General features: G+C 61.2%; 20 protein-coding genes. 10 read left to right on the forward strand and 10 right to left on the reverse strand.

What is annotated here, in order from left to right:
* Nucleotides 1–43: 43 nt before the first annotated feature.
* The gene (locus tag DQ393_RS03875; protein ID WP_112340487.1) at nucleotides 44–1,066 is read left to right on the forward strand and encodes a YeiH family protein; all 1,023 of its coding nucleotides are present in this window, start codon (nucleotides 44–46) and stop codon (nucleotides 1,064–1,066) included.
* Here DQ393_RS03875 and DQ393_RS03880 read toward each other — a convergent pair.
* From DQ393_RS03880 to DQ393_RS03905, 6 genes are all read right to left on the reverse strand, one after another.
* The gene (locus DQ393_RS03880) at nucleotides 1,029–2,855 is read right to left on the reverse strand and encodes a bifunctional diguanylate cyclase/phosphodiesterase (protein ID WP_112340488.1); all 1,827 of its coding nucleotides are present in this window, start codon (nucleotides 2,853–2,855) and stop codon (nucleotides 1,029–1,031) included. The genes DQ393_RS03875 and DQ393_RS03880 overlap by 38 nt on opposite strands.
* Nucleotides 2,856–3,087: 232 nt before the next feature.
* Nucleotides 3,088–4,872: an IlvD/Edd family dehydratase gene (locus tag DQ393_RS03885; RefSeq protein ID WP_210209406.1), complete on the reverse strand. Its 1,785-nt coding sequence runs from the start codon at nucleotides 4,870–4,872 to the stop codon at nucleotides 3,088–3,090.
* 7 nt (nucleotides 4,873–4,879) lie between these two features.
* Nucleotides 4,880–5,764 carry an NAD(P)-dependent oxidoreductase gene (locus tag DQ393_RS03890; RefSeq protein WP_112340490.1) on the reverse strand — a complete coding sequence of 295 codons (885 nt, stop codon included), beginning with the start codon at nucleotides 5,762–5,764 and terminating at the stop codon, nucleotides 4,880–4,882.
* Between the two features lie 339 nt (nucleotides 5,765–6,103).
* Nucleotides 6,104–9,301 carry an efflux RND transporter permease subunit gene (locus DQ393_RS03895; protein ID WP_112340491.1) on the reverse strand — a complete coding sequence of 1,066 codons (3,198 nt, stop codon included), beginning with the start codon at nucleotides 9,299–9,301 and terminating at the stop codon, nucleotides 6,104–6,106.
* Between the two features lie 120 nt (nucleotides 9,302–9,421).
* Nucleotides 9,422–10,612 carry an efflux RND transporter periplasmic adaptor subunit gene (locus DQ393_RS03900; protein WP_112340492.1) on the reverse strand — a complete coding sequence of 397 codons (1,191 nt, stop codon included), beginning with the start codon at nucleotides 10,610–10,612 and terminating at the stop codon, nucleotides 9,422–9,424.
* Between the two features lie 170 nt (nucleotides 10,613–10,782).
* Nucleotides 10,783–11,595 (reverse strand): alpha/beta hydrolase fold domain-containing protein, encoded by an 813-nt coding sequence (locus tag DQ393_RS03905; protein ID WP_112340493.1) that lies wholly within the window; start codon nucleotides 11,593–11,595, stop codon nucleotides 10,783–10,785.
* Nucleotides 11,596–11,826: 231 nt separating this feature from the next.
* Between DQ393_RS03905 and DQ393_RS03910 the strand changes: the two genes are divergently transcribed.
* Complete coding sequence (locus tag DQ393_RS03910) at nucleotides 11,827–12,738, forward strand: LysR family transcriptional regulator (protein ID WP_112340494.1); 912 nt, start codon at nucleotides 11,827–11,829, stop codon at nucleotides 12,736–12,738.
* A 59-nt stretch (nucleotides 12,739–12,797) separates the two neighbouring features.
* Here DQ393_RS03910 and DQ393_RS03915 read toward each other — a convergent pair whose 3' ends face one another.
* Nucleotides 12,798–13,256, reverse strand: coding sequence for a carboxymuconolactone decarboxylase family protein (locus DQ393_RS03915; RefSeq protein ID WP_112340495.1), 459 nt, complete (start codon nucleotides 13,254–13,256; stop codon nucleotides 12,798–12,800).
* A 134-nt stretch (nucleotides 13,257–13,390) separates the two neighbouring features.
* On the opposite strand from DQ393_RS03915, the gene DQ393_RS03920 reads away from it, so the two are divergent.
* Nucleotides 13,391–14,275 carry a sigma-70 family RNA polymerase sigma factor gene (locus tag DQ393_RS03920; RefSeq protein WP_112340496.1) on the forward strand — a complete coding sequence of 295 codons (885 nt, stop codon included), beginning with the start codon at nucleotides 13,391–13,393 and terminating at the stop codon, nucleotides 14,273–14,275.
* A gap of 2 nt (nucleotides 14,276–14,277) precedes the next feature.
* Here DQ393_RS03920 and DQ393_RS03925 read toward each other — a convergent pair whose 3' ends face one another.
* Nucleotides 14,278–15,039, reverse strand: coding sequence for an AraC family transcriptional regulator (locus DQ393_RS03925; RefSeq protein WP_112340497.1), 762 nt, complete (start codon nucleotides 15,037–15,039; stop codon nucleotides 14,278–14,280).
* 136 nt (nucleotides 15,040–15,175) lie between these two features.
* On the opposite strand from DQ393_RS03925, the gene DQ393_RS03930 reads away from it, so the two are divergent.
* The 7 genes from DQ393_RS03930 (at nucleotide 15,176) to DQ393_RS03960 (ending at nucleotide 22,309) form a co-directional block, all read left to right on the forward strand.
* Nucleotides 15,176–16,135: a DMT family transporter gene (locus tag DQ393_RS03930; RefSeq protein ID WP_112340498.1), complete on the forward strand. Its 960-nt coding sequence runs from the start codon at nucleotides 15,176–15,178 to the stop codon at nucleotides 16,133–16,135.
* Nucleotides 16,136–16,217: 82 nt separating this feature from the next.
* The gene (locus DQ393_RS03935) at nucleotides 16,218–16,940 is read left to right on the forward strand and encodes a GntR family transcriptional regulator (protein WP_112340499.1); all 723 of its coding nucleotides are present in this window, start codon (nucleotides 16,218–16,220) and stop codon (nucleotides 16,938–16,940) included.
* A 99-nt stretch (nucleotides 16,941–17,039) separates the two neighbouring features.
* Complete coding sequence (locus tag DQ393_RS03940) at nucleotides 17,040–18,320, forward strand: cysteine desulfurase-like protein (RefSeq protein ID WP_112340500.1); 1,281 nt, start codon at nucleotides 17,040–17,042, stop codon at nucleotides 18,318–18,320.
* 168 nt (nucleotides 18,321–18,488) lie between these two features.
* Nucleotides 18,489–19,265: an HpcH/HpaI aldolase family protein gene (locus DQ393_RS03945; RefSeq protein WP_112340571.1), complete on the forward strand. Its 777-nt coding sequence runs from the start codon at nucleotides 18,489–18,491 to the stop codon at nucleotides 19,263–19,265.
* Between the two features lie 194 nt (nucleotides 19,266–19,459).
* Nucleotides 19,460–20,665: a pyridoxal phosphate-dependent aminotransferase gene (locus tag DQ393_RS03950; protein ID WP_112340501.1), complete on the forward strand. Its 1,206-nt coding sequence runs from the start codon at nucleotides 19,460–19,462 to the stop codon at nucleotides 20,663–20,665.
* A 79-nt stretch (nucleotides 20,666–20,744) separates the two neighbouring features.
* Nucleotides 20,745–21,542: an ABC transporter substrate-binding protein gene (locus DQ393_RS03955; RefSeq protein ID WP_112340502.1), complete on the forward strand. Its 798-nt coding sequence runs from the start codon at nucleotides 20,745–20,747 to the stop codon at nucleotides 21,540–21,542.
* A 92-nt stretch (nucleotides 21,543–21,634) separates the two neighbouring features.
* Entirely contained in the window at nucleotides 21,635–22,309 is a 675-nt protein-coding gene (locus tag DQ393_RS03960) for an amino acid ABC transporter permease (RefSeq protein ID WP_112340503.1), read from the forward strand.
* A 9-nt stretch (nucleotides 22,310–22,318) separates the two neighbouring features.
* Here DQ393_RS03960 and DQ393_RS03965 read toward each other — a convergent pair whose 3' ends face one another.
* Nucleotides 22,319–22,834, reverse strand: coding sequence for a MarR family winged helix-turn-helix transcriptional regulator (locus tag DQ393_RS03965; RefSeq protein ID WP_112340504.1), 516 nt, complete (start codon nucleotides 22,832–22,834; stop codon nucleotides 22,319–22,321).
* 97 nt (nucleotides 22,835–22,931) lie between these two features.
* Entirely contained in the window at nucleotides 22,932–24,500 is a 1,569-nt protein-coding gene (locus DQ393_RS03970) for a phytoene desaturase family protein (protein ID WP_112340505.1), read from the reverse strand.
* Nucleotides 24,501–24,545 lie beyond the last annotated feature (45 nt).

The raw sequence follows: 24,545 nt of genomic DNA on the forward strand, positions 1-24,545 counted from the left end.
TTCCTGCCGTCACCGAAGCATACCAAACGAACGACGGCACGATATGTCACTTGCTCGACGCGCAAACACGATCCTCCCCGGCCTCGCGCTCACCTGTGCCGTCGCCTCTCTCGCCTATGCCGGCGAACATCTCGAAATCGGCCTGTTCGGAGGCCGATGGATCGAAAGCCTGGTGCTTGCCATCGCGATCGGCATCGCCGTCTGCACTCTCAAGCCGCTGAACCCGGCCATGAAGCCCGGCATCGATTTCAGCGCCAAGACCCTGCTGGAAATCGCCATCGTGCTTCTCGGCGCCTCCATCAGCCTCCCGGCCATTCGCGGCGCCGGCGTCTGGCTGATCGCCGGCATCGCCATTGTTGTCATTTTGTCGATCGCCGCCACCTACGTCATCGGGCGCGCGCTTGGCCTGCCGCCGAGGCTGGCAACGCTGATCGCCTGCGGCAATTCGATATGCGGCAACTCGGCAATCGTAGCCGTGGCCCCCGTGATCGAGGCGGATTCGCAGGAGATCGCAGCCGCACTCGCCTTTACCGCCGTCCTTGGCATTGCGGCAGTGTTTCTGCTGCCGCTTTTCTATTTCCATCTCGGCATGAGCGTACCGCAATACGGCACTCTGGCCGGATTGACCGTCTACGCGGTGCCGCAGGTACTGGCCGCGACCGCGCCCGTCGGTCTGCTCGCCATCCAGACCGGCACGCTCGTCAAGCTTGTCCGCGTCCTGATGCTGGGTCCCGTGATCTTTCTGTTCGGCATCATTACCAAGGCTGAGGCCGTTGGCGCCGACGCCCGCGGCAGCCACCATCATTCGCTTGTTCCCTGGTTCATCTGCGGCTTTCTCGGGCTGATGGCGCTGCGCTCCTTCGGCCTTATTCCGGATACGCTGGTTGCTCCAATGGAGGTGGTCTCGGGCATCCTGACGGTCATCGCCATGGCGGCGCTCGGCTTGTCCGTGAATATCCGCTCCGTCGCGCATGCGGGAGGTCGGGTCATCGCCGCTGCGACGCTATCGCTGCTGATGCTCGGCCTGATCAGCTACGGCTTGATCGCCGTCTTGCAGATCCAGTAACCCGCGTGCCCGCCGTGGATCGGTTCTTGTCCACGACAAGAGCCGCTTTCAGCAACGCAGCAATCTCGCTTCCAGAAGCGGGATAGCCGATGGCATAGCCTTGCAGTCCGTCGCAGCCGACTTCCGCCAGGATGCGCGCATGTTCTTCGGTCTCGACCCCCTCGGCTACGACCTCGACATTCAAGGCGCGCGCAATATCGACGATGGAACCGACGAGTCGGCGCCGCTCGTCCGATACCGTCACCGCCGTCACCAGTTGCCGGTCGATCTTCAACCGCTTCGGCTTCAACGCGACCAGGCCGATCAGCGACGCGTGTCCCGAGCCGAAATCATCGATCTCGATATCGATTCCCATCTCCTTGATGCCGGCGATATTGGCGAGCACCCGCTCGTCGGGAGCATCGAGAAAGATTGTCTCGACCAGTTCGAAGGCGATGGCGTTGCGGGGCATCTTGAGCGCCCTCAACCCTTCGATAAGATCCGGATCCGCAAGTCGGCGCCCGGAGATATTGACGGCAATGCGCGGCGGCGAGAGACCTTGCGACACCCAGTCCGACCGGTCGGCAAGCGCGCGCTTCAGGACGGCCGCATCGATCTCCGCGGTGAGCCCGTATTCATCGGCCACCTTCAGGAAGGCGATCGGGCTCAACAATCCCCTTTCCGGATGGCGCCAGCGGGCGAGCGCCTCCAGCCCGACAATGCGGCGGCTGCGGGCATCCACCTGAATCTGATAGAAAGGCTCGATCTGACACAGCACCGGCGCCAAACGCAATTCGTCGGCCAGTTGACGTTCCGCCTGCAGGTCGGACTGCAGCTTCGGCGTGAAGAACTCCACCCGGTTGCGACCGAGCTTCTTGGCCTGGAAAAGGGCGACATCGGATTCCGCCAGCAGATTGCCGGCGCCGCCGGCCTCGCTCATGGCCACACCGATGGACGCGCCAATGCTCAGCATCTCACTGCCGAAACGCACCTCGCGTCGCAATCGCCGGAAAATATCATTCGCGATCGCCTCCAGCCTCTCGGCGTTACCGACATTCACCAGCACAGCCACGAATTCATCGCCGCCGATACGCGCGACTATATCGTTGGCGGTGATGGCTCCGGATATGCGCGCGGCAGCACTCTGCAATGTCGCGTCTCCGGCCGCATGACCCCATTTGTCGTTGATCTCCTTGAACCCGACGAGATCGATGTGGAGCACGGCCAATGTCTCGATAGATGCGTCGTTGCGCAATTCAGCCAATCGCCGATCGAAATAGCGCCGGTTCGGAAGGCCGGTGAGATAATCGTGGTCGGCGGCATGCTCGATTCGCGCGCGGCTCTGCTCCAGCGCAACGGCGCGGGCTTCCGCAATGGCCTTTTGGCTGGTCAGCTCGCGATTGAGCAAAACATCGGCGGTTACATCCCATTCGGCGCCGATGAAGGAAGGCCCGCCGTCGGCATCTTCATAGTAATGCGCGCGCGAACGCAGATGGCGCACCTCACCGCTGGGCAAAATGATGCGGAACTGCGAGTTGTAGAAACCCTTCCCCTCGAGCGCGATCTGGAAGTCGTTGATCGCCCTTTCATGATCCTCCGGATGCAGCGCCTTAAACCAGACATCGGAGGAAACCCGGCGGTTGTGGCGCCCTGTTCCGTAGAGCTTGTGCATCTGCTGGTCCCAGAGCAGCTCCTGCTCGTTGACGTTATGTTGCCAGACGCCGATTTGTGACGCCTCCAGCGCCAGCTCCAGCCTTCTCAAAAGGTCCTGGAACTCTTCTTCGCTTCGCCCTGATATAGTCTCTGCCAAAGAGCTCCACTCCCTTCGGGAACTGAAGAGACCGCATAACTGCCGCAAGTATATATGCACTACTCCCTTTCACGAACTTTAATGGTAGTGCATTGGTCATCAGCAGTTTTCGATATCTGAACCAGAGCATGATGCCGAAAATGCAAACGGCTTCGGAACGACATCTTGCCCCACCTGTCTGTTTCTAGCGCGGATTCAGATTGTAAGTCGATTTTACCTAAATCACCCGGCGCTAGTGGTTATGCCTCGGCGGTATAGCGGCGATATTGCGGAAATCCGCAGCGCCATCGAGGACGGCGCCATCGGAAAGCTGCGTGACCGACCGGCGATAGATCCGCTGCCACGGCGTCGCATCCGGCGGAACGGACGGAATGCCGTCGCCCTTGCGGCGTTCGATTTCAGCTTCGTCGACCAGCATGTCGCATCGGCCATGATTGAAATCGATGCGGATGATGTCGCCGGTCCTGAGCCAGGCAAGGCCGCCGCCGGCGGCACTTTCCGGCGATGCGTTGAGGATGGACGGGCTGTCAGCCGTACCCGACTGGCGACCGTCGCCGATCGTGGGGAGGCTGCGGATGCCCCGCTTCAGAAGCGCGTCCGGCGGCTGCATGTTGACGACCTCGGCCGAACCCGGCCAGCCGATCGGCCCTGCCCCCCGAATGACGAGGATCGTGTTCTCATCGATCCCGAGCTCGGCATCGTTGATGCGCTTGTGATAATCCTCCGATCCGTCGAAGACGACAGCCCTGCCCTCGAACACACCTTCGCGGCCCGGCTCCTGCAGGTAACGGCTGCGGAATTCATCGGAGACGACGCTCATCTTCATGATGGCGAAATCGAACAGATTGCCCTTGAGAACGAGGAAGCCAGCCCGCTCCTTCAGCGGGTCGGCGAAGGGGCGAATGACCTCGCGATCGGTCGCCTCACGACCCTTCAGATTCTCCGCCATCGTTTTGCCCGTGACGGTCGGACAGCTTCCGTCCAGCTTGCCGGCCTGCAGCAGCTCCCACATGATGGCCGGAACGCCGCCGGCGCGATGGAAACGCTCGCCGAGATAGGCGCCTGCCGGCTGCACATTGGCGAGCAGTGGAATGTCGAAGCCATGCACCTGCCAATCGTCGGGATGAAGCTCGACGCCGGCGTGCTTGGCCATGGCGGCGAGATGCGGCTGCGCATTGGTCGAGCCGCCAATGGCGGAATTGACGCGGATGGCATTGAGGAAAGCCTCGCGCGACAGCACATCGGAAGGCTTGATATCGGCGAGAACCAGCTCGACTGCCCGCCGCCCGGTGCGATAGGCCATCTGTCCCCGCTCGCGATAGGCGCCGGGAATGGCGGCGCAGCCGGTCAGCGACATGCCGAGCGCTTCCGCCATGGCATTCATGGTCGAGGCCGTTCCCATGGTGTTGCAATGGCCGACGGAGGGCGCCGAGGCGAGCGAGGCCTCCATGAATTCTTCCTCGTCGATCTCACCCGCCGCCAGCTTGCGGCGCGACCGCCAGATCACCGTGCCGGAGCCGGCGAGCTCGCCCTCATGCCAGCCATCGAGCATCGGACCACCGGAAAGAACGATCGCCGGAATATTGACGGTCGAGGCAGCCATCAACGCCGATGGCGTGGTCTTATCGCAGCCGGTCGTCAGCACGACGCCATCGAGCGGATAGCCGTAGAGCACCTCCACCAGGCCGAGATAGGCAAGATTGCGGTCGAGTGCCGCCGTCGGACGCTTGCAGTTCTCGAAGATCGGGTGGGTCGGAAACTCGATCGGGATGCCGCCGGCATCGCGGATACCGTCGCGCACGCGCTTGGCAAGATCGAGGTGATGGCGATTGCAGGGCGTGAGATCGCTGCCGCTCTGGGCGATGCCGATGATCGGCTTGCCGGAGCGCAGCTCTTCCGGCGTGATGCCGTAGTTCATGAAGCGCTCGAGATAGAGCGCTGTCATATCGATATGATCCGGATTGTCGAACCAGTCCTGCGAACGCAGACGACGCTTGGATGCACCCTTATCGTTCATCACTTCCTCAAGCCTTTCCTCGGGCATTCTTGTCTTCCAAATGCCGCAGCAAACCGCTGTGATCCTGCTCGCCGCCGCCATTCTCGACGAATTCGGCAAATTCGGCTCTCACAGCTTCCGTCAAAGGGAGATGAAGGGCGAGACTCTCCGCCGTCGCCAAGACGGTATCGAGATCCTTCAATTGGTTGCGGGCGGTTCCGCCCGGCTCGAAGTTGCGCTCGATCATGCGCTGGCCATGCAGTTCCAGGATGCGGCTTTCAGCGAAGCCGCCGCGAATGGCGGCACGGAATGCTTCGCGCGAGCCGCCGCCGGCCTCGACCAACAGCATCGCCTCTGCGACGGCTCCGATGGTAACGGCAACGATCTGCTGATTGCCGAGCTTCGCAAGCTGGCCGGTGCCGCTGGGGCCAACATGGGTCACGCGTCCGAGAGGCGCCAAGATATCGCGCACGCTGTCTATCACCTCGGCATCGCCGCCAGCCATGATCGCAAGTGTCCCCCTTTCGGCACCCACGACGCCACCGGAGACCGGAGCATCGATATGCCGGATGCCACGCTCGGCAAGCTTGCCCGCATGTTCGCGGGCAATAGCAGGCGATATCGAGCTATGATCGATCACGATCGCACCGACCTCAAGCACGTCAGCCACGCCGCCACCGAACAGGACCTCGCCGACGGCGCCGCCATTGGTCAGCATGGTGAAAAGAACGGATGCTCCCCGCGCCGCTTCGACCGCCGTATCCGCGACAGACGCGCCGTCGGCAGCCAAGGGTTCCGCCTTGCTGCGGTCGCGATTCCAGACCGTCACCGCGAAACCGGCGGCGAGCAGCTGCCGTGCCATCGGCGCGCCCATCAAGCCCGTACCGAGAAAGGCGATCTTTCTATCCTGCATAAAGTATCCTCCGAATTGCAACGCATCGGACACCGAAACCGGATAGCGAAGCGCCCTTGGTCATGCCGGCGGATCCGGCGACGATCTCGCGCCGCGGCCGACCTCAAAGCTCCACGATCCGCAGGCGACTCCCCACGCCCGATGTACGTCAATCAACTCATCCAAAAGCTTGATAAACCTCTGGAGGCAGCATGCAAAGGAAATCGGCTATCATGCGGCAAATTCTTCGAAAGAAGGGTAAATTAGCCAAAATGAAAATATGAATATATGAAAAGGGCGGGACCTTTCGGTCCCGCCCCTTGGCGTGTCGACGACTGGAGTGCCGCTCGGCACCGCCTCCTATTCGGCGGCGATCGGGAGTACCTCCGCCGAATGTTCGTTGTCGTTGTGGTGATGCTGCTTGAGCGGACGGTTGCCCGTCAGCCTGCGGATCAGCACGTAGAAGACAGGCGTCATGAAGATGCCGAAGAAGGTGACGCCAATCATGCCCGAGAACACCGCGACACCCATGGCAGCACGCATCTCGGAACCGGCACCGGTCGAGGTGACCAGCGGCACGACACCCATGATGAAGGCCATGGAGGTCATCAGGATCGGACGCAGACGCAGGCGGCTGGCTTCAATCGCAGCCTGAACCGGCGTGCGGCCCTCGAATTCCAGCTCGCGAGCGAATTCCACGATCAGGATCGCGTTCTTCGCTGATAGACCGACGAGCACCACCAGGCCGATCTGGGTGAAGATGTTGTTGTCTCCACCCGTGAGCCAGACGCCGGTCAGCGCCGCTAAGACGCCCATCGGCACGATCATGATGATGGCGAGCGGCAGGGTCAGGCTCTCGTATTGGGCGGCCAGCACGAGGAAGACGAGGAGCAGCGCCAGCGGGAAGACGACGACGCTGGAATTGCCGGCCAGGATTTGCTGGTAGGTCAAATCAGTCCATTCGAAGTCGATGCCGGGCGGCAACGTCTCATGCAGAATCTTCTCGATCGCCGCCTGTGCCTGGCCGGACGAGAAACCGGGCGCCGGGCCGCCATTGATGTCAGCCGCCAGGAAGCCGTTGTAGCGGTTCGTGCGTTCCGGACCGGTCGTGGCATCCACCTTCAGCAGGGCTGAAAGCGGGATCATCTGACCCGATGCCGAACGAACCTTCAACTGGCCGATATCTTCCGGCTGAGCGCGGAACTTGGCATCGGCCTGCACGCGGACGCTGTAGGTGCGGCCGAAGGCGTTGAAGTCGTTCACATAGAGCGAACCGAGATAGATCTGCAGCGTCTGGAAGACGTCGGTGACGGAGACTCCGAGCTGCTCAGCCTTGGCGCGATCGAGATCAGCAAAGAGCTGCGGCACGTTGATCTGGAAGCTCGAGAAGATGCCGGTGAGTTCCGGTGTCTGGTAGGCCTTGGCGATCACTGCCTTGGCCGCCTGGTCGAGCGCATGGTTGCCGAGGCCGGCGCGATCCTCGATCTGCAGCTTGAAGCCGCCTGTCGTACCGAGACCGTTGACCGGCGGCGGCGGGAACATGGCGATGAAGGCATCCTGGATGGCGCCGAACTTCTGGTTCAGTGCCATGGCGATCGCCCCGCCCGAAAGATCCGGCGTCTTGCGCTCGTCGAAGTCCTTCAGCGTCACGAAAACGATGCCGGCATTCGAGGAATTGGTGAAGCCGTTGATCGACAGGCCCGGGAAGGCGATCGCATTGGCGACGCCCGGCTGCTTCAGCGCAATGTCCGTCATGCGCTTGATCACGTCTTCCGTACGGTCGAGGCTTGCGGCATCCGGCAACTGTGCGAAGCCGATCAGATACTGCTTGTCCTGCGACGGCACGAAACCCCCTGGAACCGTTGTGAACAGGCTGTAGGTCGCTCCCACCAGCGCGAGATAGACCACCATGACGATGCTCTTGCGCGACAGCAGGCCGCCGACGCCCTTGCCGTAGTATTTCGAACCGGCTCCGAACGCCCGGTTGAAGCCGCGGAAGAACCAGCCGAAGACCGCATCCATGATCCGCGTCAACCCATCCTTCGGCGCATGATGACCCTTCAGAAGCAGGGACGCCAGTGCCGGAGACAGGGTGAGCGAGTTGAAAGCCGAGATGACGGTCGAGATGGCGATCGTCAGCGCGAACTGGCGGTAGAACTGGCCGGACAGGCCGGAGATGAAGGCGAGCGGCACGAAGACCGCGACGAGGACCAGCGCGATCGCGATGATCGGGCCGGAGACTTCCTTCATGGCCTTGTAGGTGGCGTCTCGCGGACTGAGCCCGTTCTCGATATTGCGTTCGACGTTCTCCACCACCACGATCGCGTCGTCCACGACGATACCGATCGCCAACACCAGGCCGAACAGACTAAGCGCGTTAATCGAGAAGCCGAAGACATACATCACCGCAAAGGTGCCGATGATCGACACGGGAACGGCGATCAGCGGGATGATCGAGGCACGCCATGTCTGCAGGAACAGGATGACGACGAGAACGACGAGCGCGATGGCTTCGAGCAGTGTGTCGATCACCTTCTCGATCGAGGCGCGGACGAATTTCGTCGTGTCGTAGACGATCTCGTACTTGACGCCCGCAGGCATGGCCTGCTGCAGCACGTCCATGGTCGAGCGCACGTTGTTCGCGATCTCGATGGCGTTCGAACCGGGCGCTTGGAGAACGGCGACGGCGACGGCCGGCTTGCCGTCGAGCAGCGAACGCAGCGTATAGTCTTCCGCGCCGAGCTCGACGCGGGCGACGTCGCGAAGGCGGGTGATTTCGCCATTGGCGCCCGTCTTGACGATGATGTTGCCGAACTCCTCAGGCGTGCGCAGGCGGCCCTGGGCATTGACGTTGAGCTGTAGATCCACGCCCGGCCGGCTGGGTGAGGCACCGATGATGCCGGCTGCAGCCTGGACGTTCTGGGAGCTGATCGCATTGCTGATGTCGCTGGCGGCAAGATTATGCTCGGCGGCCTTCTGCGGATCGATCCATACGCGCATGGAATAGTCGCCGGCGCCGAAGACCTGCACCTGGCCGACGCCTTCGATCCGGGCAAGTCGATCCTTGATGTTCAGGGTCGCATAGTTTCGCAGATAGGTGATGTCGTGGTCGGCTCCGTCCGAGACGAGGTTGACGACCACGATGAAGTTGGGCGAGCTCTTGATGGTCGTAATGCCGAGGGCACGGACTTCCGCGGGCAGGCGCGGTTCGGCCTGCGAAACGCGGTTCTGCACGAGCTGCTGCGCCTTGTCCGGATCGGTGCCGAGCTTGAAGGTGACCGTCACGTTGAGAGCGCCGTCTGATGTCGCCTGGCTGGACATGTAGAGCATGCCCTCGACGCCGTTGATCTGCTCTTCGAGCGGCGTTGCCACCGTTTCGGCAATGACGGTCGGGTTGGCGCCGGGATAGGTGGCGTGCACGACAATCGATGGGGGCACGACCTCTGGGTATTCGGAGATCGGCAGCGCTCTGAGGCCGATCAGGCCGGCGACCACGATGAGGACCGAAAGAACACCGGCAAAGACCGGACGGTCGACAAAGAATCTGGAGATGTTCATATCAAAGCCCCCTCTGGGGTGAGAACGGATGCAAAATTCCTGTCCGACGATTTGAGAGCCGCCGGCGGATCATGTGATTTCGGAATGTCGGCCTTCTGCCCATGGGCAGAAGGCGAAGTCTTACTGAGCGGTCGCGACCTTCTCTGCCAACTGCGGTGCGACGACTGCACCGGGACGGATGCGCTGCAGCCCGTTGACGACGATCTTTTCGCCGGCTTTCAGGCCGTTCTCGATCACGCGCTGGCCGTCGGCCAGCGACCCGAGCTGGACCTGCCGGTAATTGACCTTGTTCTCGCCATCCACGACGAAGACGAACTTCTTGTCCTGGTCGGTGCCGACTGCCCGGTCGTCGATGACGATCCTGTTCTCGGCCTTCGGCTGGCCCATACGGACCCGCACGAACTGACCTGGGATGAGACGACCGCCCGGATTATCGAATACGGCGCGAACGCTGACGGTGCCGCTCGCCGCATCGACCTCGTTGTCGATCAACTGCAACTTGCCCTTGATCGGGGTGCCGTTGTCGCTTGCCGTCCCGATCTGAACCGGGATCTGCTCGACCGGCGGAGCCACGCCATTGCTGGTGGGCAGCTCGGAGAGCGCCTGGGTGACGGTCTGTTCGTTGGCGCTGAAGCTCGCATAGATCGGATCGACCGAAACGAGCGTCGTCAATGCCGGTGAAGAAGAACCGGCGGCCACGAGATTGCCGACGGTGACGGCGATCTTGCCGACGCGGCCGGCGATCGGAGCGCGAACCTGCGTATAGTCGAGGTTCAGCTGCGCGGTCTGCAAGGCCGCTTGCGCCGCCTTCAGATTGGCCTCGGCTTCGGCATAGTTGCTTGTGCGCGTGTCCATGTCGCTCTGCGAAATGGTCTTGTTGTCGAAGAGCTTCTGTCCGCGACCGACTTCGACCTTGGCGAGATCGAGCTTGGCTTTTGCTGCTCCGACCTGGGCCTGAGCCTGGGCGACGGCCGCCTCATAGGGTGCGGGATCGATCGTCACCAGCAGGTCGCCCTGCTTGACCAAGGCGCCTTCGCGGAAATGCACGGACTGGATTGCGCCGGCGACACGCGGCCGGATTTCAACCCGGTCGATGGCTTCGAGCCGGCCGGAAAATTCCTGCCAGGAGGTGACGTCGCGCTGCTCGACAGCGGCAACCGTAACGGGGATAGCCGGCGGTGCCGCCTGGCTGGCCGTTTCCGTCGCCTGAGCACCGCGCGGCAGCTCCAGATAGAAAGCCGCACCTGCAACAGCCGCAGCAACACCCATGCCAGCGCCCCACAGGGCCCAGCTTTTACCGTTGGACTTCATGTTGGTCTCTCCTTTGGTCCCGCCTTGGGACACGGGACCGAAAATTCCTATCGTCTCAATAAAATCAGGGGCCGAAGCGCGCGCATTCGCGTGACCACCGCTCCGATCTCGTGCCTTCGACGCCTCACCCCATTCGCGCTTGTCTCTCGCGGACGGAATAGTCTAGCCGATCAAGCCTGCACGTCTTCGACAAACCCCTTGAAACAGCAACAGATATCCTGCTGCCACGAAGGCCTGTCTTTCGACTGCCCGCCATAGAGGGTGGGCCAGCCTGTCCCGGCGGGAAGGACTTGCTGGCGAACACGGACGCCAGCCGCTTTCAGCCGGCTGCCGTATTCCATGCTCTCGTCGCGGAGCGGGTCGTCCTCGGCCGTGAGCACCAATGCCGGCGCGAGGCCCGAAAGCCGCGAACAGTATCGAGGCGCTGCATAAGGATGGCAGACACCGCCCAGGAAGCCCAGGTATCGGTTCCAGCCGTCCGTCCAGCGCTCGCGCATGCCGCTTTCCTCCGCCTGGAGGAAAGATTTCGATCCCATGAAAGGATCAAGCAAAGGCGAAATCAGCACCTGTCCGTCCAGCGAACCGGGCATCTGATCGCGCGCCTTTAAAGCGACGCCCGCTGCGACATTGCCACCCGATTCCTCTCCGGCGACAAACAGCAGCGATTTTTTCGCTCCACCCAGCGCAAGCATATTCCGCTTGTTGCTGAGGTAGGCGAGAATTCCGTAGGCACATTCGAGCACCTTCGGAAAAGCATTCTGATTGCCGCTCGTATAATCCGCGGCAACCACGATGGCACCAGCCTCGGCGAGACTTGCCGCCACCGGCCTGTCGGTTGCGTGATCGGTGTCGAGGAAAGCGCCGCCGTGCAGATAAAGCACGAGAGGTGCCGCCTTCTTCAAACCTTCGCCGTTGTAGATCCGGGCTTCCACGGGCCCCGTAGGCACGTTTTCCAGCACAACATCTTTCCACGGCGCACTCATCGACCAATTCCTTGTCTGCTCGAGCGAATATGATTCAATTCAGCAGCGGTCTATCCGGCTTTGCAATCATATTCTCGAATGCGGTCTTTGGCGCCCCCATGCCGCATTGCAACAATTACGATAAAAACATATTGTTATTCCGCTTCGAGAATAAGTAGCATATATTCGATCAGACTATTCACGATTACAAACAATCGGCCTCTTTTCTTTACGGTCCAGGGATATCATAGAATGGATCAGTTATCAGCAATGCGGGCATTCGCGCGCGTGGTGGAAACGGGTAACTTCACCCGAGCCGCCGCTGCCCTTTCCATGCCGAAAGCGACGGTGACGACGCTCATCCAGTCGCTCGAGGCGCATCTGCATGCCAAGCTCCTCAACCGCACGACCCGGCGCGTCATGGTGACGACGGATGGCGCGCTCTATTACGAACGGGCGGTTCAGATCCTTTCGGAAATAGAGGAGCTGGACGGCAGCATCAGCAATTCACAGAGCCTGCCGAGCGGGCGCCTGCGTGTCGAAATGGCCGGCGCCTTCGCCGAGAAGATCGTCATGCCGGCGCTATGCGATTTCCATCAACGCTATCCCGATATCCATATCGACCTCGGTGTCGGCGACCGTCTGGTGGATTATCTGGCCGAGAATGTCGATTGTGCGCTGCGCGCCGGCATGCCGAGCGACCAGTCTCTGATTGCCCGCCGCGTCGGTGAAGTACACCTCATCACCTGTGCGGCGCCGCTTTACATCGAGAAGCATGGCTTCCCCGAACGGCCGGAGGATTTGGAAACCAGCCATTATGCAGTCAGCTATTTTCGCGCGCAAACCGGCCGGACGATTCCTTTCCTGTTCGAACATGGCAACGAGGCATTGGAAATCAGCCCTCGCTATATCCTTTCGGTGAATGACAGCCGCAGCTATCTCCAGGCGGCATTGATGGGGCTTGGCATCGCGCAGGTTCCGAGCTTCATGGCTCGGGATGCGCTTGCAAGCGGCGAGCTCGTTCCCATTCTTCCCGCGTGGACCCGGCCATCATTGCCCCTGCATATCGTCTATCCGCCCAACCGGCACCTCAGCAACAAGGTGCGTGTCTTCGTGGACTGGATGGCGAAATTGCTGGTGACCTCGCGAGTAGGCGAGGTTTGAGAATCCAGGCCACCTTCCTCCTCTTGCTGTGAGAAGAAGGTGGCGCTCATTGCGGACGATCAGTTCCAGGATGCGCCTGCCTGCTGGCGGACGGTCGAGTTCAGCCGGTTCCAGACATTGTCGATGGCGATCGCGACGATCAGCGCCGACAGGGCCTTCTCGTCAAAATGCTTTGCCGCTTCGTTCCAGATCTCATCGCTGACGGCATCGGGCCGATCGGCAAGCCGGGTAGCCGCCTCCCCGAGAGCGAGAGCAGCGCGCTCCGCATCCGAAAAATAGGGCATTTCGCGCCAGGCCGAGACGCCGACGATTCGCTCGATCGTTTCGCCGGCTTTCTGAAGCTTGCGAAAGCCCATGTCGGTGCAGACGCTGCAGCCGTTGATCTGGCTAACACGCAGATGCACGAGGTCCATGATATTTTCCGAAAGGCCCTGATCCTTGATCGAATTGATGACGGCCAGAAGCGCCTGCAGCGTTTCTGGCAGAACGAGGGCTGGGTTCTTCATACGAGCTTGCATATCTATTTCCTCTGATTGTGAGAGCATGGTTGCGGCTCAAGTCCGGACGATGCACTTTCCTGCCGATCCGCTGTCACACCGGCCGGATTTCACTCGTCATGGGTCTGACGAAACGAGATGAGGGAATGTGACCGATGGACGAAAAAAAGTGGCAGGCTGAAAAATTCGAGGCAAACCGGCCGCATCTTCGCGCGGTCGCCTATCGCATGCTCGGCTCGCGGACGGAGGCCGAAGATGCGGTGCAGGAAACATGGCTGCGCCTGATGAGGAGCGATACCTCCGGCATCGAAAACCTCAGCGGATGGCTGACGACAGTGACGGCGCGCATCTGCCTCGATCTGCTGCGGTCACGCAAATCCCGCCGCGAAGAGCCGCTGACAGTCCAGATCCCCGAACCGATGGTCGTGCATGAAGCCGGAGCCGGCACCGATCCGGAACAGGATGCATTGCTGGCCGATTCCGTCGGCCTTGCCCTCCTTGTCGTGCTGGAGAAGCTGAATCCTGCCGAACGGCTTGCCTTCGTCCTACATGATATGTTCGACGTCTCCTTCGTCGAGATCGCCGCGATTCTGGGACGCACGACAGTCGCGACGCGCCAGCTTGCAAGCCGTGCCCGCCGCCGCGTGCAGGATACGCCGTTAACGACGGAGGCCGATCTTACCCGTCAGCGCCATGTCGTCGATGCCTTCTTCGCTGCCTCGCGTGACGGCGACCTGCAGGCGCTGCTCGCCGTCCTCGACCCCCAAGCCGTCTTCCGGCCGGATGCCGTTGCCGCCCGCATGGGCGCGGCAGGCGAAATCCGCGGGCGCGTGGATGTCGCCAAGACCTTCCAGGGCCGTGCACGGGGAGCCCGGCTGGCGGTTATCAACGGCGCCGTCGGCGCTATCGTTGTCATCGACGGACAGCTGCGCATCGCTCTTCGTTGCACCTTCAATGCGGATGGCATGATTAACGTCATCGACGCGATGGCCGATCCGGAAGAACTGCGCAAGCTCGAGATCGTTTTAATTGAAACCTGAAATTAGCGCATCTGCGTCGGGCTCGTGCCCGTCAGCCGGCGGAACATGGCGATAAAGGCGGAAGCATTGCCGTAACCCAACTGCGCCGCGATCCGGTGCACGGGCTCACCGGCCTCGATCAGCGAAAGCGCCGCGACGAGCTTTAGCCGCTGCCGCCATTCGTTGAAGGAGAGGCCTAGATCCTCCTGGCATCGGCGCGATAATGTGCGCTCGGTCGTCCCCATCCTGCGCGCCCATTCTGAAAGAGAATGCCGGTCGCCGGGGTCGGCCTGCAAAGCGCTCAGCACCGGACCGAGCAGTGGATCGTCGGAAAGCGGCAGATAGCTCTCGCAGCGTGGCGCCAGGCGAATCTGATCGACCAGCACCTGAGCAAGCCGCAGGTCCTCGGTTGTTTCGGGTATGGTGACATCACGCGCCGCAAAATCCGCCAGGATCGCCTTCAGCAGCGGGCTGATGCCGAGCGTGGAAGGCCTGTCCGGCAGATCGTGGCAGAGCGCGCGTTCGACATAGACGGTGACATAGCGCAGGTCATGCTGGTTATAGGCACCATGCATCGTGTCCGGCGGCAGCCAGATGGCATAATGCGGTGGTGACAGATAGCGCACGCCCTCGATGTCGAACTCGCAGACACCGATAAGCGCATAGTTGAGCTCGCCCCAGGGCTGGCTCTTTCTGGGAAAAACCGTGCCTGCCCTATAATTCTCGGTTCGGAAGGAAACCGGATTTGGCGGATCGCCCTCGATGCGTGGAGACCTGACGGACATGTCCTCATTTCGCTACTGATGTCTTAATCTCGCTATATACCAGAATTCGGACAGACGATAGAAACACTTCGGGACGGCGATCCACGTCCGCCCTCCTTTGTTTCGCCCAGGCCCGAGGATGACGAGAGACATTCATATGAGCACCCAGCCGAACGTTTCCGCTACCATCGTCGGCGTGGCCGGACTTGCGCCGCTGCTGACGGTACTGATCTGGTCCGGCAACACCGTGGTCACCAAGGCATCCGCAGGCGTGATCTCGCCGGGCTCGATCTCCTTCTATCGCTGGCTGCTCGCCTTCGTCGTGCTCCTGCCTTTCGTTGGCCGCGCGGCATGGCACAACCGCGCCCTGCTCCGGCAGCACTGGCTGAAACTCGCCACGCTCGGTGCCCTTGGCATGGTGATTTATCAGAGCCTCGCCTATGAGGCGGCCAAGACCACCTCGGCCGTCAATATGGGTGTCATTGTTGCTCTGATGCCGTTGCTGTCGACGTTTTTCGCAAGCCTTCTGGCCGGAGAGAAACTGACTGCAACAAGCCTTATAGGCGGCGGCATTTCATTGATCGGGCTCGTCTATTTGACATCGCAGGGCGATCCGATACGTCTTGTGGATGGCGGTTTCCATATCGGCGACGGCCTGATGATCATCGCCGTCCTCTCGAATGCGCTCTATGGCGTCATGCTGAGGCGCTGGACGATGCCGATTCCCATGTGGCAGCAGCTTTTCTGGCAGATCGGCTTTTCAACCCTGTTGCTGATCCCGATCTTCCTGATGGGTGATATCTCGCCGATCACCACGGCCAACCTGCCGCTAATTCTCTATGCCGCGATCCCGACCTCCCTGGTCGCGCCCCTCTGCTGGATGATCGGCATTCAGAGGCTCGGAGCCAGTCGCACCTCGCTGCTGATCAATCTCCTGCCGATCATCGTTGCGGCACTGGCCTGGGCGCTGCTTGGAGAACAGCTGCATGCCTATCATGCGATCGGCGGCGCTCTTGCCCTCATCGGCGTCGGGCTTGGCCTGCGAAAGACCCCGGCGAAGAAGGAGGAAGCCGCACCTGCAGCGGATGAGGCGGGCTGGAAGGCCGAGGAGGCCTGAGCGCCGTTCTGCAAGACCCTTTCCTTTCGCTCGCCCTTCGTTCTACCATGAACGAGTCCTGATAAGCGAAAAGGAAGCGAGCGTGCGCATAGCCCTGGAACCGGTGTCCTCCAGAACGACGATCCAGGAGAGCGTCTATCAGCAGCTGCGAAACGCGCTGATGGCCGGCAATTTCGATCCCGGCCAGACGCTGACCATCGCCTCGCTTGCCGAAACCTTCGGAACCAGCAACATGCCGGTGCGCGAGGCCCTGCGCCGGCTCGCCGCTGAAAACGCGCTTGAGGTCGCGGCAAACGGCTCGGCCCGCATCCCCATTGTCACGCTCGCCCGCTTGGACGATCTCTGCCGCGCCCGCATCGCCGTAGAGGGCCTGGCCGCGGAGCTCGGCATGCCGAACCTCACCCCGACAGACATTGAAGCGCTCGAGCGCATCGCCGGCGAACAGCATGTGATCGGCCGCGGCGCCAATGTTTACGACCTGATGGCCAAGAACCAGCAGTTCCACTTCACCATCTATCGCGCCTCCGGCTCCGAGGTGCTGCTGCAGCTGATCGAAACCTTGTGGCTGCGCTTCGGCCCCTACATGCGCATGCTTTCCGCCTCGGTCGAGCCTTTGATGCGCAGCGGCGAACTCGATCCCGCCGGCGAGCATGTTGCCGTTGTCAACGCTTTAAAGATCGGGGACTTCGCCGCCGCTCGCGACGGTATCGTCGCCGACATAAGCCGTACCCACGAAATCCTCCGGGATTATTGCCCGGCCACGCAGGATGAGCCGCGCAAAGGCTCCGGCTCCGGCCGCCGCTAGCTTCAAAAAGAGACTGAGAAATTTGGTTGAACCTTAAAGTATTTTGTGATCAAATGATCAAAATTGAGATTTCAATCCCATGATCAGAGCGAGATCCCCATGAACTCCGCCGCTTCCGCATCGCAATTCGCCGGCCACAACAGCTTCCCGGTCGACGAGATCCGCGCCATGTTCCCGGCCATCCGGAAGGCTGGCGATTTCGTCTTTCTCGACAACGCGGGCGGCGCGCAGGTCCCGCAGTCGGTTGTCGATGCAGTCGCCAATCACCTCATCGATTTCAACGTCCAGCGCATGGCGAAATACCAGCACAGCCAGGGTGTCGACCGCAATCTGGAAGAAGCCCGCGAAAGCGTCGCCATGCTGGTCAACGCCTATCGCCCGGAAGAAATCTCCTTCGGCCAGAACGCCACCTCCTTCATCCGTCTTGTCAGCCTCGGCATTGCCAAACTGCTCGGCGAGCGCAACGAGATCGTCGTCACCGACATGGATCACGACGCCAACATTGCCACCTGGATGGCACTGGACGCCGATGGCGCCAAGATCGTCTGGTGGCGCATGCGCGAGGACGGCACGCTGCATGTGGAAGACCTGAAGCCGCTGCTCAACGACAAGACCCGCCTCGTTGCCTGCACCGTCACCGCGCATTCCATCGGCACCATCGTCGATGTCGCCAGCGTCTGCAAACTGGCGCAGGCAGCCGGCGCCGAAACCTTCCTCGATTGCGTCCATTACGGCCCGCATGGTCTGATCGACGTGCAGGCCTGGGGCTGCGACTATCTCGTCTGCTCCGGCTACAAGAATTTCTCGCCGCATATGGGCTTCCTCTGGGGCCGCTACGACGCGCTGGTGAAATTGCCGACATTCAAGGAAGACTTCATTCCGGACGTACCGCCCTACAAGATCGAAGTCGGCACCTTCACCTATGAGAACGTCGCCGGCATGAATGCCGCGGTCAAATATCTCGAAGGCCTTGGCCGCCGCTTCCTGCCGACCGGTGATCACAGCCGTCGCGAGGCGCTTGCCGCCGCCATGGGCGCAATCCGCCAATACGAACTGATGCTCTCGCGCGAGATGATCGCGGTTCTAAAGCGCCACGGCGCCACCATCTACGGCATCTCCGACGAGGCACGTCTCGAACAACGCGTTCCCACGATCTGCTTCAACATGCCGGGCATCACGCCGCAGGAATTTGCCGACGAGATGGGCAAGCAGCGCATCGGCCTGCGTGACGGCCACATGTTCGCACCACGCCTGATGAAGCGCCTCGGCTTGTCCATGGAAACGGGTGCCATCCGCGTGTCGCTGGTGCATTATAACAAGATCGAAGAGATCGCGCGGTTCGACGCGGTCCTGACCGAGATCATGGCGCGGCGCAAGTAAGCCGTGCCTCAGAGCGGTGGCGGCGCCCGAACAACTCCGCCGCCGCAATGCCTCCGTGCCGCTGCGTGATGGCACGGAAAGCTGTTTTGAACGCAGAGCAGATTGCCGTTTCGCAGTTGTATCTTTCGGTCTATCCCTCGATGGGAGACCGCTAAATTGAGGATGACGATGAGCGATTTCCGCCGGAACTGTATCGAGCAGAAGCTGCTGATTGGTACGTTTGCGGCCATTCCGCATCCAGTCGCGATCGAAGTCACGGCAGCCTCGGGTGTCTATTTCCTCTGCATCGACTGGGAGCATTCGCAGATTAGCCGCGAACGCATCGAGGATCTGATCCGCGCCGCCGATGTTCATCGCGTTCCGGCCATGGTCCGCGTCCCCGGCCATGCGGCCGAGGATATCGCGGCCGTTCTGGATGCCGGCGCTGCGGGCGTTCTCGTGCCCCGTGTTTCGACGGCGGAACAGGCACGCGCCGCCGTCAACGCCACCCGCTATCCCCCGCTCGGCGCGCGTGGCGTTGGCCCGGGTCGGGCAGCAGCCTATGGCTACCGCATTCCGGATTACCTCGCCAAAGCCAACGCGGAACTTGTGCTCGCCATTCAGGTCGAGACGGCCGAGGGGCTTGCCAATATCGCCGAAATCGCTGCGGTCGATGGGGTCGACCTCATCTTCGTCGGACCTGGCGATCTCTCGGTTTCGATCGATGCGACAGGACCGACGGGCAAGGACAGGCTCGACGCGGCGATCAGAACCATCACCGAAGCCGCTTTGGCCGCCGGCCGCGCAGTCGGCATCTTCCGCCCCTCGCCCGATGATATCGGCGCATGGTCCGAGGCCGGTATCAGCTTCTTCATTCTCGCGAGCGACACAATGTTTCTGGGCGCCGGCCTGGCCGCCGGCGTCGATGCCGCAAGAGCGGGCGCGCATGACAGAGGAGCGAAATAAAGCTGATTTTTATCAGAGAGTTACCGCATGGAAGGACAGCATGAAACCGAGCAGGAAGGTAGACTTTTTAAGCTTAAAATTTGTCCTTGAAATGCGGTTGTTTTTGGATAACCATTCGAAATCGAGGGGTTGCTCGAGCGAAAGCTTCCAGAGCCGTTTGAACCCTCCAATACCGAATTCCCAGGGGAAATTTCTTGTCTCTACCGCAGCATAACCTGCCGAACGCGATATCAGGCCGCGATGCTCTCGAAGGCATTCGCGCGCAGATCCGCGACATGCGCACCGACAACATTGCCGTGCTTGCAAAGCGCGCCCGCGAACTCGGCGGCGTCATTCCGCTCTGGTTCGGCGAAGGCGATATCGTGACGCCGGGGTTCATCCGCGATGCTGCGAAGAAAGCGCTCGACGACGGCGCGACCTTCTATGTCCCGAATATGCGTGGCCTGGCGACGCTGAACGAGACACTGTCCGACTATCAGACGCATTGGCACGGCCGCCCCATTCCGATCGAGCGCACGACGGTTGCCCCAGGCGGCATGCAGGCGCTCTACATGGCGCTCGAGCTGCTCGTCGATGTCGGCACCAATGTCGTCTATGTCGCCCCGCAATGGCCGAACATCCATAACGCCATCCATCTGATCGGCGGCGAGCCGCGCGCCGTGTCGCTCGATTTCGATACCGATTGGCGCCTCGATCTCGACAAGCTTTTCGCCCGCTGCGATGCCCGCACCCGCGCCATCTTCCTGTCGACGCCATCCAATCCGACGGGCTGGACAGCGTCGCGCGAGGAGATGCAGGCGCTGCTGGATTTCAGCCGCCGCACCGGCATCTGGATCATCTCCGACGAGGTCTATGCCCGCCTCTATTTCGATGGCGACATCGCCCCTTCGATCTTGCAGGTGGCCGAGGACGGTGATCGCGTCATCGCGATCAACAGCTTCTCGAAAGCCTGGGCAATGACCGGCTGGCGTGTCGGCTGGCTGACGCACCCGTCTGCCGTTGCCGGCCAGCTCGGCGCCATGACGCAGTATATCAACAGCGGCACCTCCGCCATGGTTCAGGCCGGTGCGGCAGCCGCGCTGCGTGAAGGCGAGCCGCTGGTTTCAGAAATCCGCGGGCGCATCAAGGCCGGCCTCGATCTGGCCTATGAGAAGCTGCCGAAGATACCGGGTATCATCTTGCCGGAAAAGCCGCGCGGCGGCATGTATGCCTTCTTCGCGCTGCAGGGCGAGCCCGATGCGACGGCGCTGTGCGAGCGTATTCTTGAAACGGCCCGCGTCGGCTTGGCGCCCGGATACCATTTCGGAGAATCGTCGCGCGCCTTCCTGCGCATGTGCACCTTCCGCGAAACCGAACAGATGCGCATCGCGCTCGATCGCATGGTCAATGCGATGACATGAGACGGCCGCCGGTCGGGCGGACGGAATACCCCGCGGGTGAGAGGAAAAGCCCGCGGCCATCACCAGAGGGAGACTAAAAATGTCCATGACTCGTCGCAGTCTGCTGATCCTGGCGACCGCCATCGGCCTCGCCGGCGGAAGCCATTTCGCCTATGCCGCCGATGTACTGAATGTCGGTTCCTATCCCAACAACCCGCCCTTCGAATACAAGACCGCGAATGGCGGCTTCGAAGGCTTCGAGGTCGATGTCGTCAACGAAGCGGCCAAGCGCGCCGGCATGACCACCAATATCGCAGACTACGGCTTCCAGGCCCTGTTTGCCGCAACCAGTTCCAAGCGCATCGATGTGGCGATCTCATCCATCACCATCACGCCGGAACGACTGAAGTCGCAGTCCTTCACACAGCCCTTCTACGATTCCGACATGGGCGTCGCCGCCAAGGACGGTAGCTCGATCAAGACGCTTGCGGATCTGAAGGGCAAAACCATCGGCGTGCTGTCGGGTTCGACGGGTGAAAAATGGGCCAATGACAACAAGGCCGCTCAGGGATTTGCCGACGTCAAGGGCTACAACTCGCAGCAGGACATGTTCCTCGATCTCGGCGCCGGCCGCATCGATGCCGTCGTCAGCGATATCCCGGGTATGCAGTATCTCTTCGTCAAGACCAAGGGCTTCGCCATCAAGGATCGCATCAAGACCGGCGAACAATACGGCCTGATGATGACCAAGGATTCGCCGCTGCTCGGCAAGATCAACGATGCCATAACGGCGATGAAGAAGGACGGCACGCTGGGAAAGATCCACGAGAAGTGGTTCGGCGGCAAAGCGCCGGCGGGTTCCTCCACCGTCACCGAATTGCCTATCCCCAAGGCGTGATCAAAAGATCATTGTTGAAATGAGCTACGCCGGTCGCAACGACCGGCGTGGGTATAAGAAATCATATCTTCGTTCTGCGCGCGGGAGTGCCAATGTCTTTCGTCGATACCTTCTTCAATTCCGACGTCATGATCTCGGCATTTCCTCAGCTGGTGCGCGGGCTTTGGATGACCATCGCGCTCGGCGTGGTCAGCATCCTGATCGGCGTGACGGGCGGCCTCGTCATCAGCCTGATCCGCCTCTATGCCCCCAAGCCGCTGCAACTCCTGATGATCGCCTATATCGACATCATGCGCGCCATGCCGATGCTCGTCGTGCTGATCCTCATCTACTACGCGCTGCCTTTCATCGGCATCAGCTTTTCCGCCTGGTGGTCTGCGATCCTCGGCTTCTCGATCGTGCTGGCGGCCTATTCGGCAGAAGTCTTCCGCTCAGGGATAGAAAGCGTACCACGCGGCCAGTTCGAAGCCGCCGCAGCACTTGGCATTCCCTTCCTGATCACGCTCTACAAGGTCGTGCTGCCGCAGGCGGTTCGCATCGTCATCCCGCCGACGACGAGCAACTGCGTGTCCATGTTCAAGGATACGTCGCTCGCGTCGACCGTGGCTTTGCCGGAACTGCTAAAAGAAGGGCAGAATGCCCAAGGCCTCTATGCCAACCCATCGCCGCTGATCATGGCCGCGCTAATCTATATCATCCTGCTCTGGCCGATGGTGCGCCTCGTCAGCGTGCTCGAGAAGAAATTCAAGAACGAGCGGGCTAGATAAGCACCGTCTTCAGTCGAAGTCGGCACCGGAAAGATGGTTGCTGACTGAGGACTTCACCGCGCCGATATCCCGCCACAACTCGCTGACGATCGCGGGCTCCACATCCGCCATCAAGTCGCGCAGCCAGCCTTCATGGGCAGCGGCCATGGCGCTGAATTGAGTTTCGCCCTTCTCCGTCAGCTTCGCGACCGTCACGCGCCGGTCGCCGTCGGGCGTCACGCGCTGCACAAGGCCATCCGCTTCCAGCCGCTCGACAAGACCAGTAACATTGCCATTGGTGACCATGGTGCGCTTCGAAAGCTCCCCAAGCCGCAGACCCTCGCGTTCGCGATAGAGCTGCGCCATCAGGTCGAATTGCGGCAAGGTCGCGCCGAACTCATTGCGCAGCCGGCGACGAATTTCCTGCGAGATCAGCTTCGTGGTCGAGAGCATGCGCAACCAGAGCCGCAACTCCAGCTTTTTGCCTTCCTGCGCGCCCTGAACGATGATCTCCAGGTCAACGGTTGCACTTTCCGGTTCTGCCATCACGCCAGCTCAATTCAATGCTCTGCATTCACGATGTGAACGATCTAGGGACCGACATTTGAAATGTCAAAGGTTTACGCGTCAAGCCAAATGGTGCTTATTTGGCCAGCATTTTCCCCAGCATGAAACCGGAGCCTGCCCCCGTTCCCGCACCCGGCCATGTCGAAGCCCCGCACATATACAGAGATGCCACGGGCGTCCGGTAATGCGAATAGCCGGCAACGGGGCGGAACAGGAAATTCTGGTCGAGATGATGGCTGCCCGAGAGATTATCGCCGCCGACAAGGTTCGGATTCTCGTGCTCGAGATCGATAGGTGAAAAAACAGAACGGCCCAGTATCTTGCCGCGCAAGCCTGGGGCATAGCGTTCGACGATATCGAGAACGCGCGCTGCATAGGCATCCTTGATCTCGTCCCAGCTTGTGCCGGTGATCTCGCCGGCCGCATCGCCATGGAATTCCGCCGGCAGGACACGCACCTGTATCCAGAGCACATGCTGCCCGGCCGGCGCGCGCGACGAGTCGATGGCCGTCGGCTGCCCGACCACCAGCGCAGGTTCGGCCGGCAGGAGGCCGCCCATCGCCTCGGCATAGACACGCGACATCATTTCAAGATCCGGCGCGATATGCACATAGGCGAAATTCTGCAGCGCCTGGCCCGCCGTCCAATCCGGAAGACCCGACAGCGCCAGATGAATCATCATCGTGCCGGGTCCAGCCCGGAAGCGGGACACCTTGCCGTCGAACTCCCGGCGTGATGGGTCTTGTTCCAGAAGCTTGCCAAACAGGATCTGCGGATGGACATTGGCGATGACCGCCCGCTTCGCCTCGTAGCGGCGTCCATCGGCCAGCACGACACCCGTCGCCCTGCCGCCCGACGTGACGATCTTGTCGACGCGCGTTCCCAGCATCAGCTCGCCGCCCTTGCTCGTCAGCACGGCAGCCATCGCCTTGATAATCGTATCGGCTCCGCCCTTGCCGATCACCATGCCGAATGCCTGATTGGCCATGGATTCGAGATAGGGAAACAGCGCACCGCCGGCGACATCGGGCGCAAAGTCGAGATGCAGCCCCCAGGCGGCCATCATCGTCTTGAGCTTGGTATTCTGGAAACGGGCATCGAGAAAATCACGCGGCGAGGCAAAGAGCATCCGGGCGGTATCGTACACCCAGCCCATCCCCTTTTTGCGCCAAGCCTTCCAGACGACCTTGGCCGCGGCCATAGATGGCATGGGCGAGCCGAGCAGACCGAAAATATGCGGGGCATCCGTCCCGAACTCAGAGAGCATGTTGCGCCAGGCGGCGGCATCCTGCGGCGAGATATCGGCGATGGCGCCGGCGGTCTTCTCAAGATCAGTGCTGACGCCGAGATAGGTGTTGTCACGAAAGACACTCGCGAAGCAATCCGACGCAGGCACGAAGCCCAGACCTTCGGCCAATAGCTCGTTCTTATACTGCGCGAAGAAGGCAGAGCCGGCGAACATGGAGAGATTCATGGCACAGAGATCATGCCGAAAGCCGGGCAGCGTCACCTCGCGCGTCTTGACCGCACCGCCAGGCTCCGCATTGCCCTCGATGACAGCCACTTTCCAGCCCCTGGAAGCCAAATGCACGGCCGCCGCCAAGCCATTATGGCCTGCCCCCACTATGATCGCATCATAGCTCATCGCTTGCCCCCTCTTTGAATTGTGATTATTATTGTCATATGCATA

The organism is Martinezella tropici (assembly GCF_003287875.1).
Lineage (GTDB): Bacteria > Pseudomonadota > Alphaproteobacteria > Rhizobiales > Rhizobiaceae > Rhizobium > Rhizobium tropici_C.

Coding starts and splice junctions, on each gene's coding strand:
- DQ393_RS03875 (WP_112340487.1), top strand. CDS start 44: ATGTCACTTGCTCGACGCGCAAACACGATCCTCCCCGGCCTCGCGCTC.
- DQ393_RS03885 (WP_210209406.1), bottom strand. CDS start 4,872: ATGAACGATAAGGGTGCATCCAAGCGTCGTCTGCGTTCGCAGGACTGG.
- DQ393_RS03890 (WP_112340490.1), bottom strand. CDS start 5,764: ATGCAGGATAGAAAGATCGCCTTTCTCGGTACGGGCTTGATGGGCGCG.
- DQ393_RS03895 (WP_112340491.1), bottom strand. CDS start 9,301: ATGAACATCTCCAGATTCTTTGTCGACCGTCCGGTCTTTGCCGGTGTT.
- DQ393_RS03900 (WP_112340492.1), bottom strand. CDS start 10,612: ATGAAGTCCAACGGTAAAAGCTGGGCCCTGTGGGGCGCTGGCATGGGT.
- DQ393_RS03905 (WP_112340493.1), bottom strand. CDS start 11,595: ATGAGTGCGCCGTGGAAAGATGTTGTGCTGGAAAACGTGCCTACGGGG.
- DQ393_RS03910 (WP_112340494.1), top strand. CDS start 11,827: ATGGATCAGTTATCAGCAATGCGGGCATTCGCGCGCGTGGTGGAAACG.
- DQ393_RS03915 (WP_112340495.1), bottom strand. CDS start 13,256: ATGCAAGCTCGTATGAAGAACCCAGCCCTCGTTCTGCCAGAAACGCTG.
- DQ393_RS03920 (WP_112340496.1), top strand. CDS start 13,391: ATGGACGAAAAAAAGTGGCAGGCTGAAAAATTCGAGGCAAACCGGCCG.
- DQ393_RS03925 (WP_112340497.1), bottom strand. CDS start 15,039: ATGTCCGTCAGGTCTCCACGCATCGAGGGCGATCCGCCAAATCCGGTT.
- DQ393_RS03930 (WP_112340498.1), top strand. CDS start 15,176: ATGAGCACCCAGCCGAACGTTTCCGCTACCATCGTCGGCGTGGCCGGA.
- DQ393_RS03940 (WP_112340500.1), top strand. CDS start 17,040: ATGAACTCCGCCGCTTCCGCATCGCAATTCGCCGGCCACAACAGCTTC.
- DQ393_RS03945 (WP_112340571.1), top strand. CDS start 18,489: ATGAGCGATTTCCGCCGGAACTGTATCGAGCAGAAGCTGCTGATTGGT.
- DQ393_RS03955 (WP_112340502.1), top strand. CDS start 20,745: ATGTCCATGACTCGTCGCAGTCTGCTGATCCTGGCGACCGCCATCGGC.
- DQ393_RS03960 (WP_112340503.1), top strand. CDS start 21,635: ATGTCTTTCGTCGATACCTTCTTCAATTCCGACGTCATGATCTCGGCA.
- DQ393_RS03965 (WP_112340504.1), bottom strand. CDS start 22,834: ATGGCAGAACCGGAAAGTGCAACCGTTGACCTGGAGATCATCGTTCAG.
- DQ393_RS03970 (WP_112340505.1), bottom strand. CDS start 24,500: ATGAGCTATGATGCGATCATAGTGGGGGCAGGCCATAATGGCTTGGCG.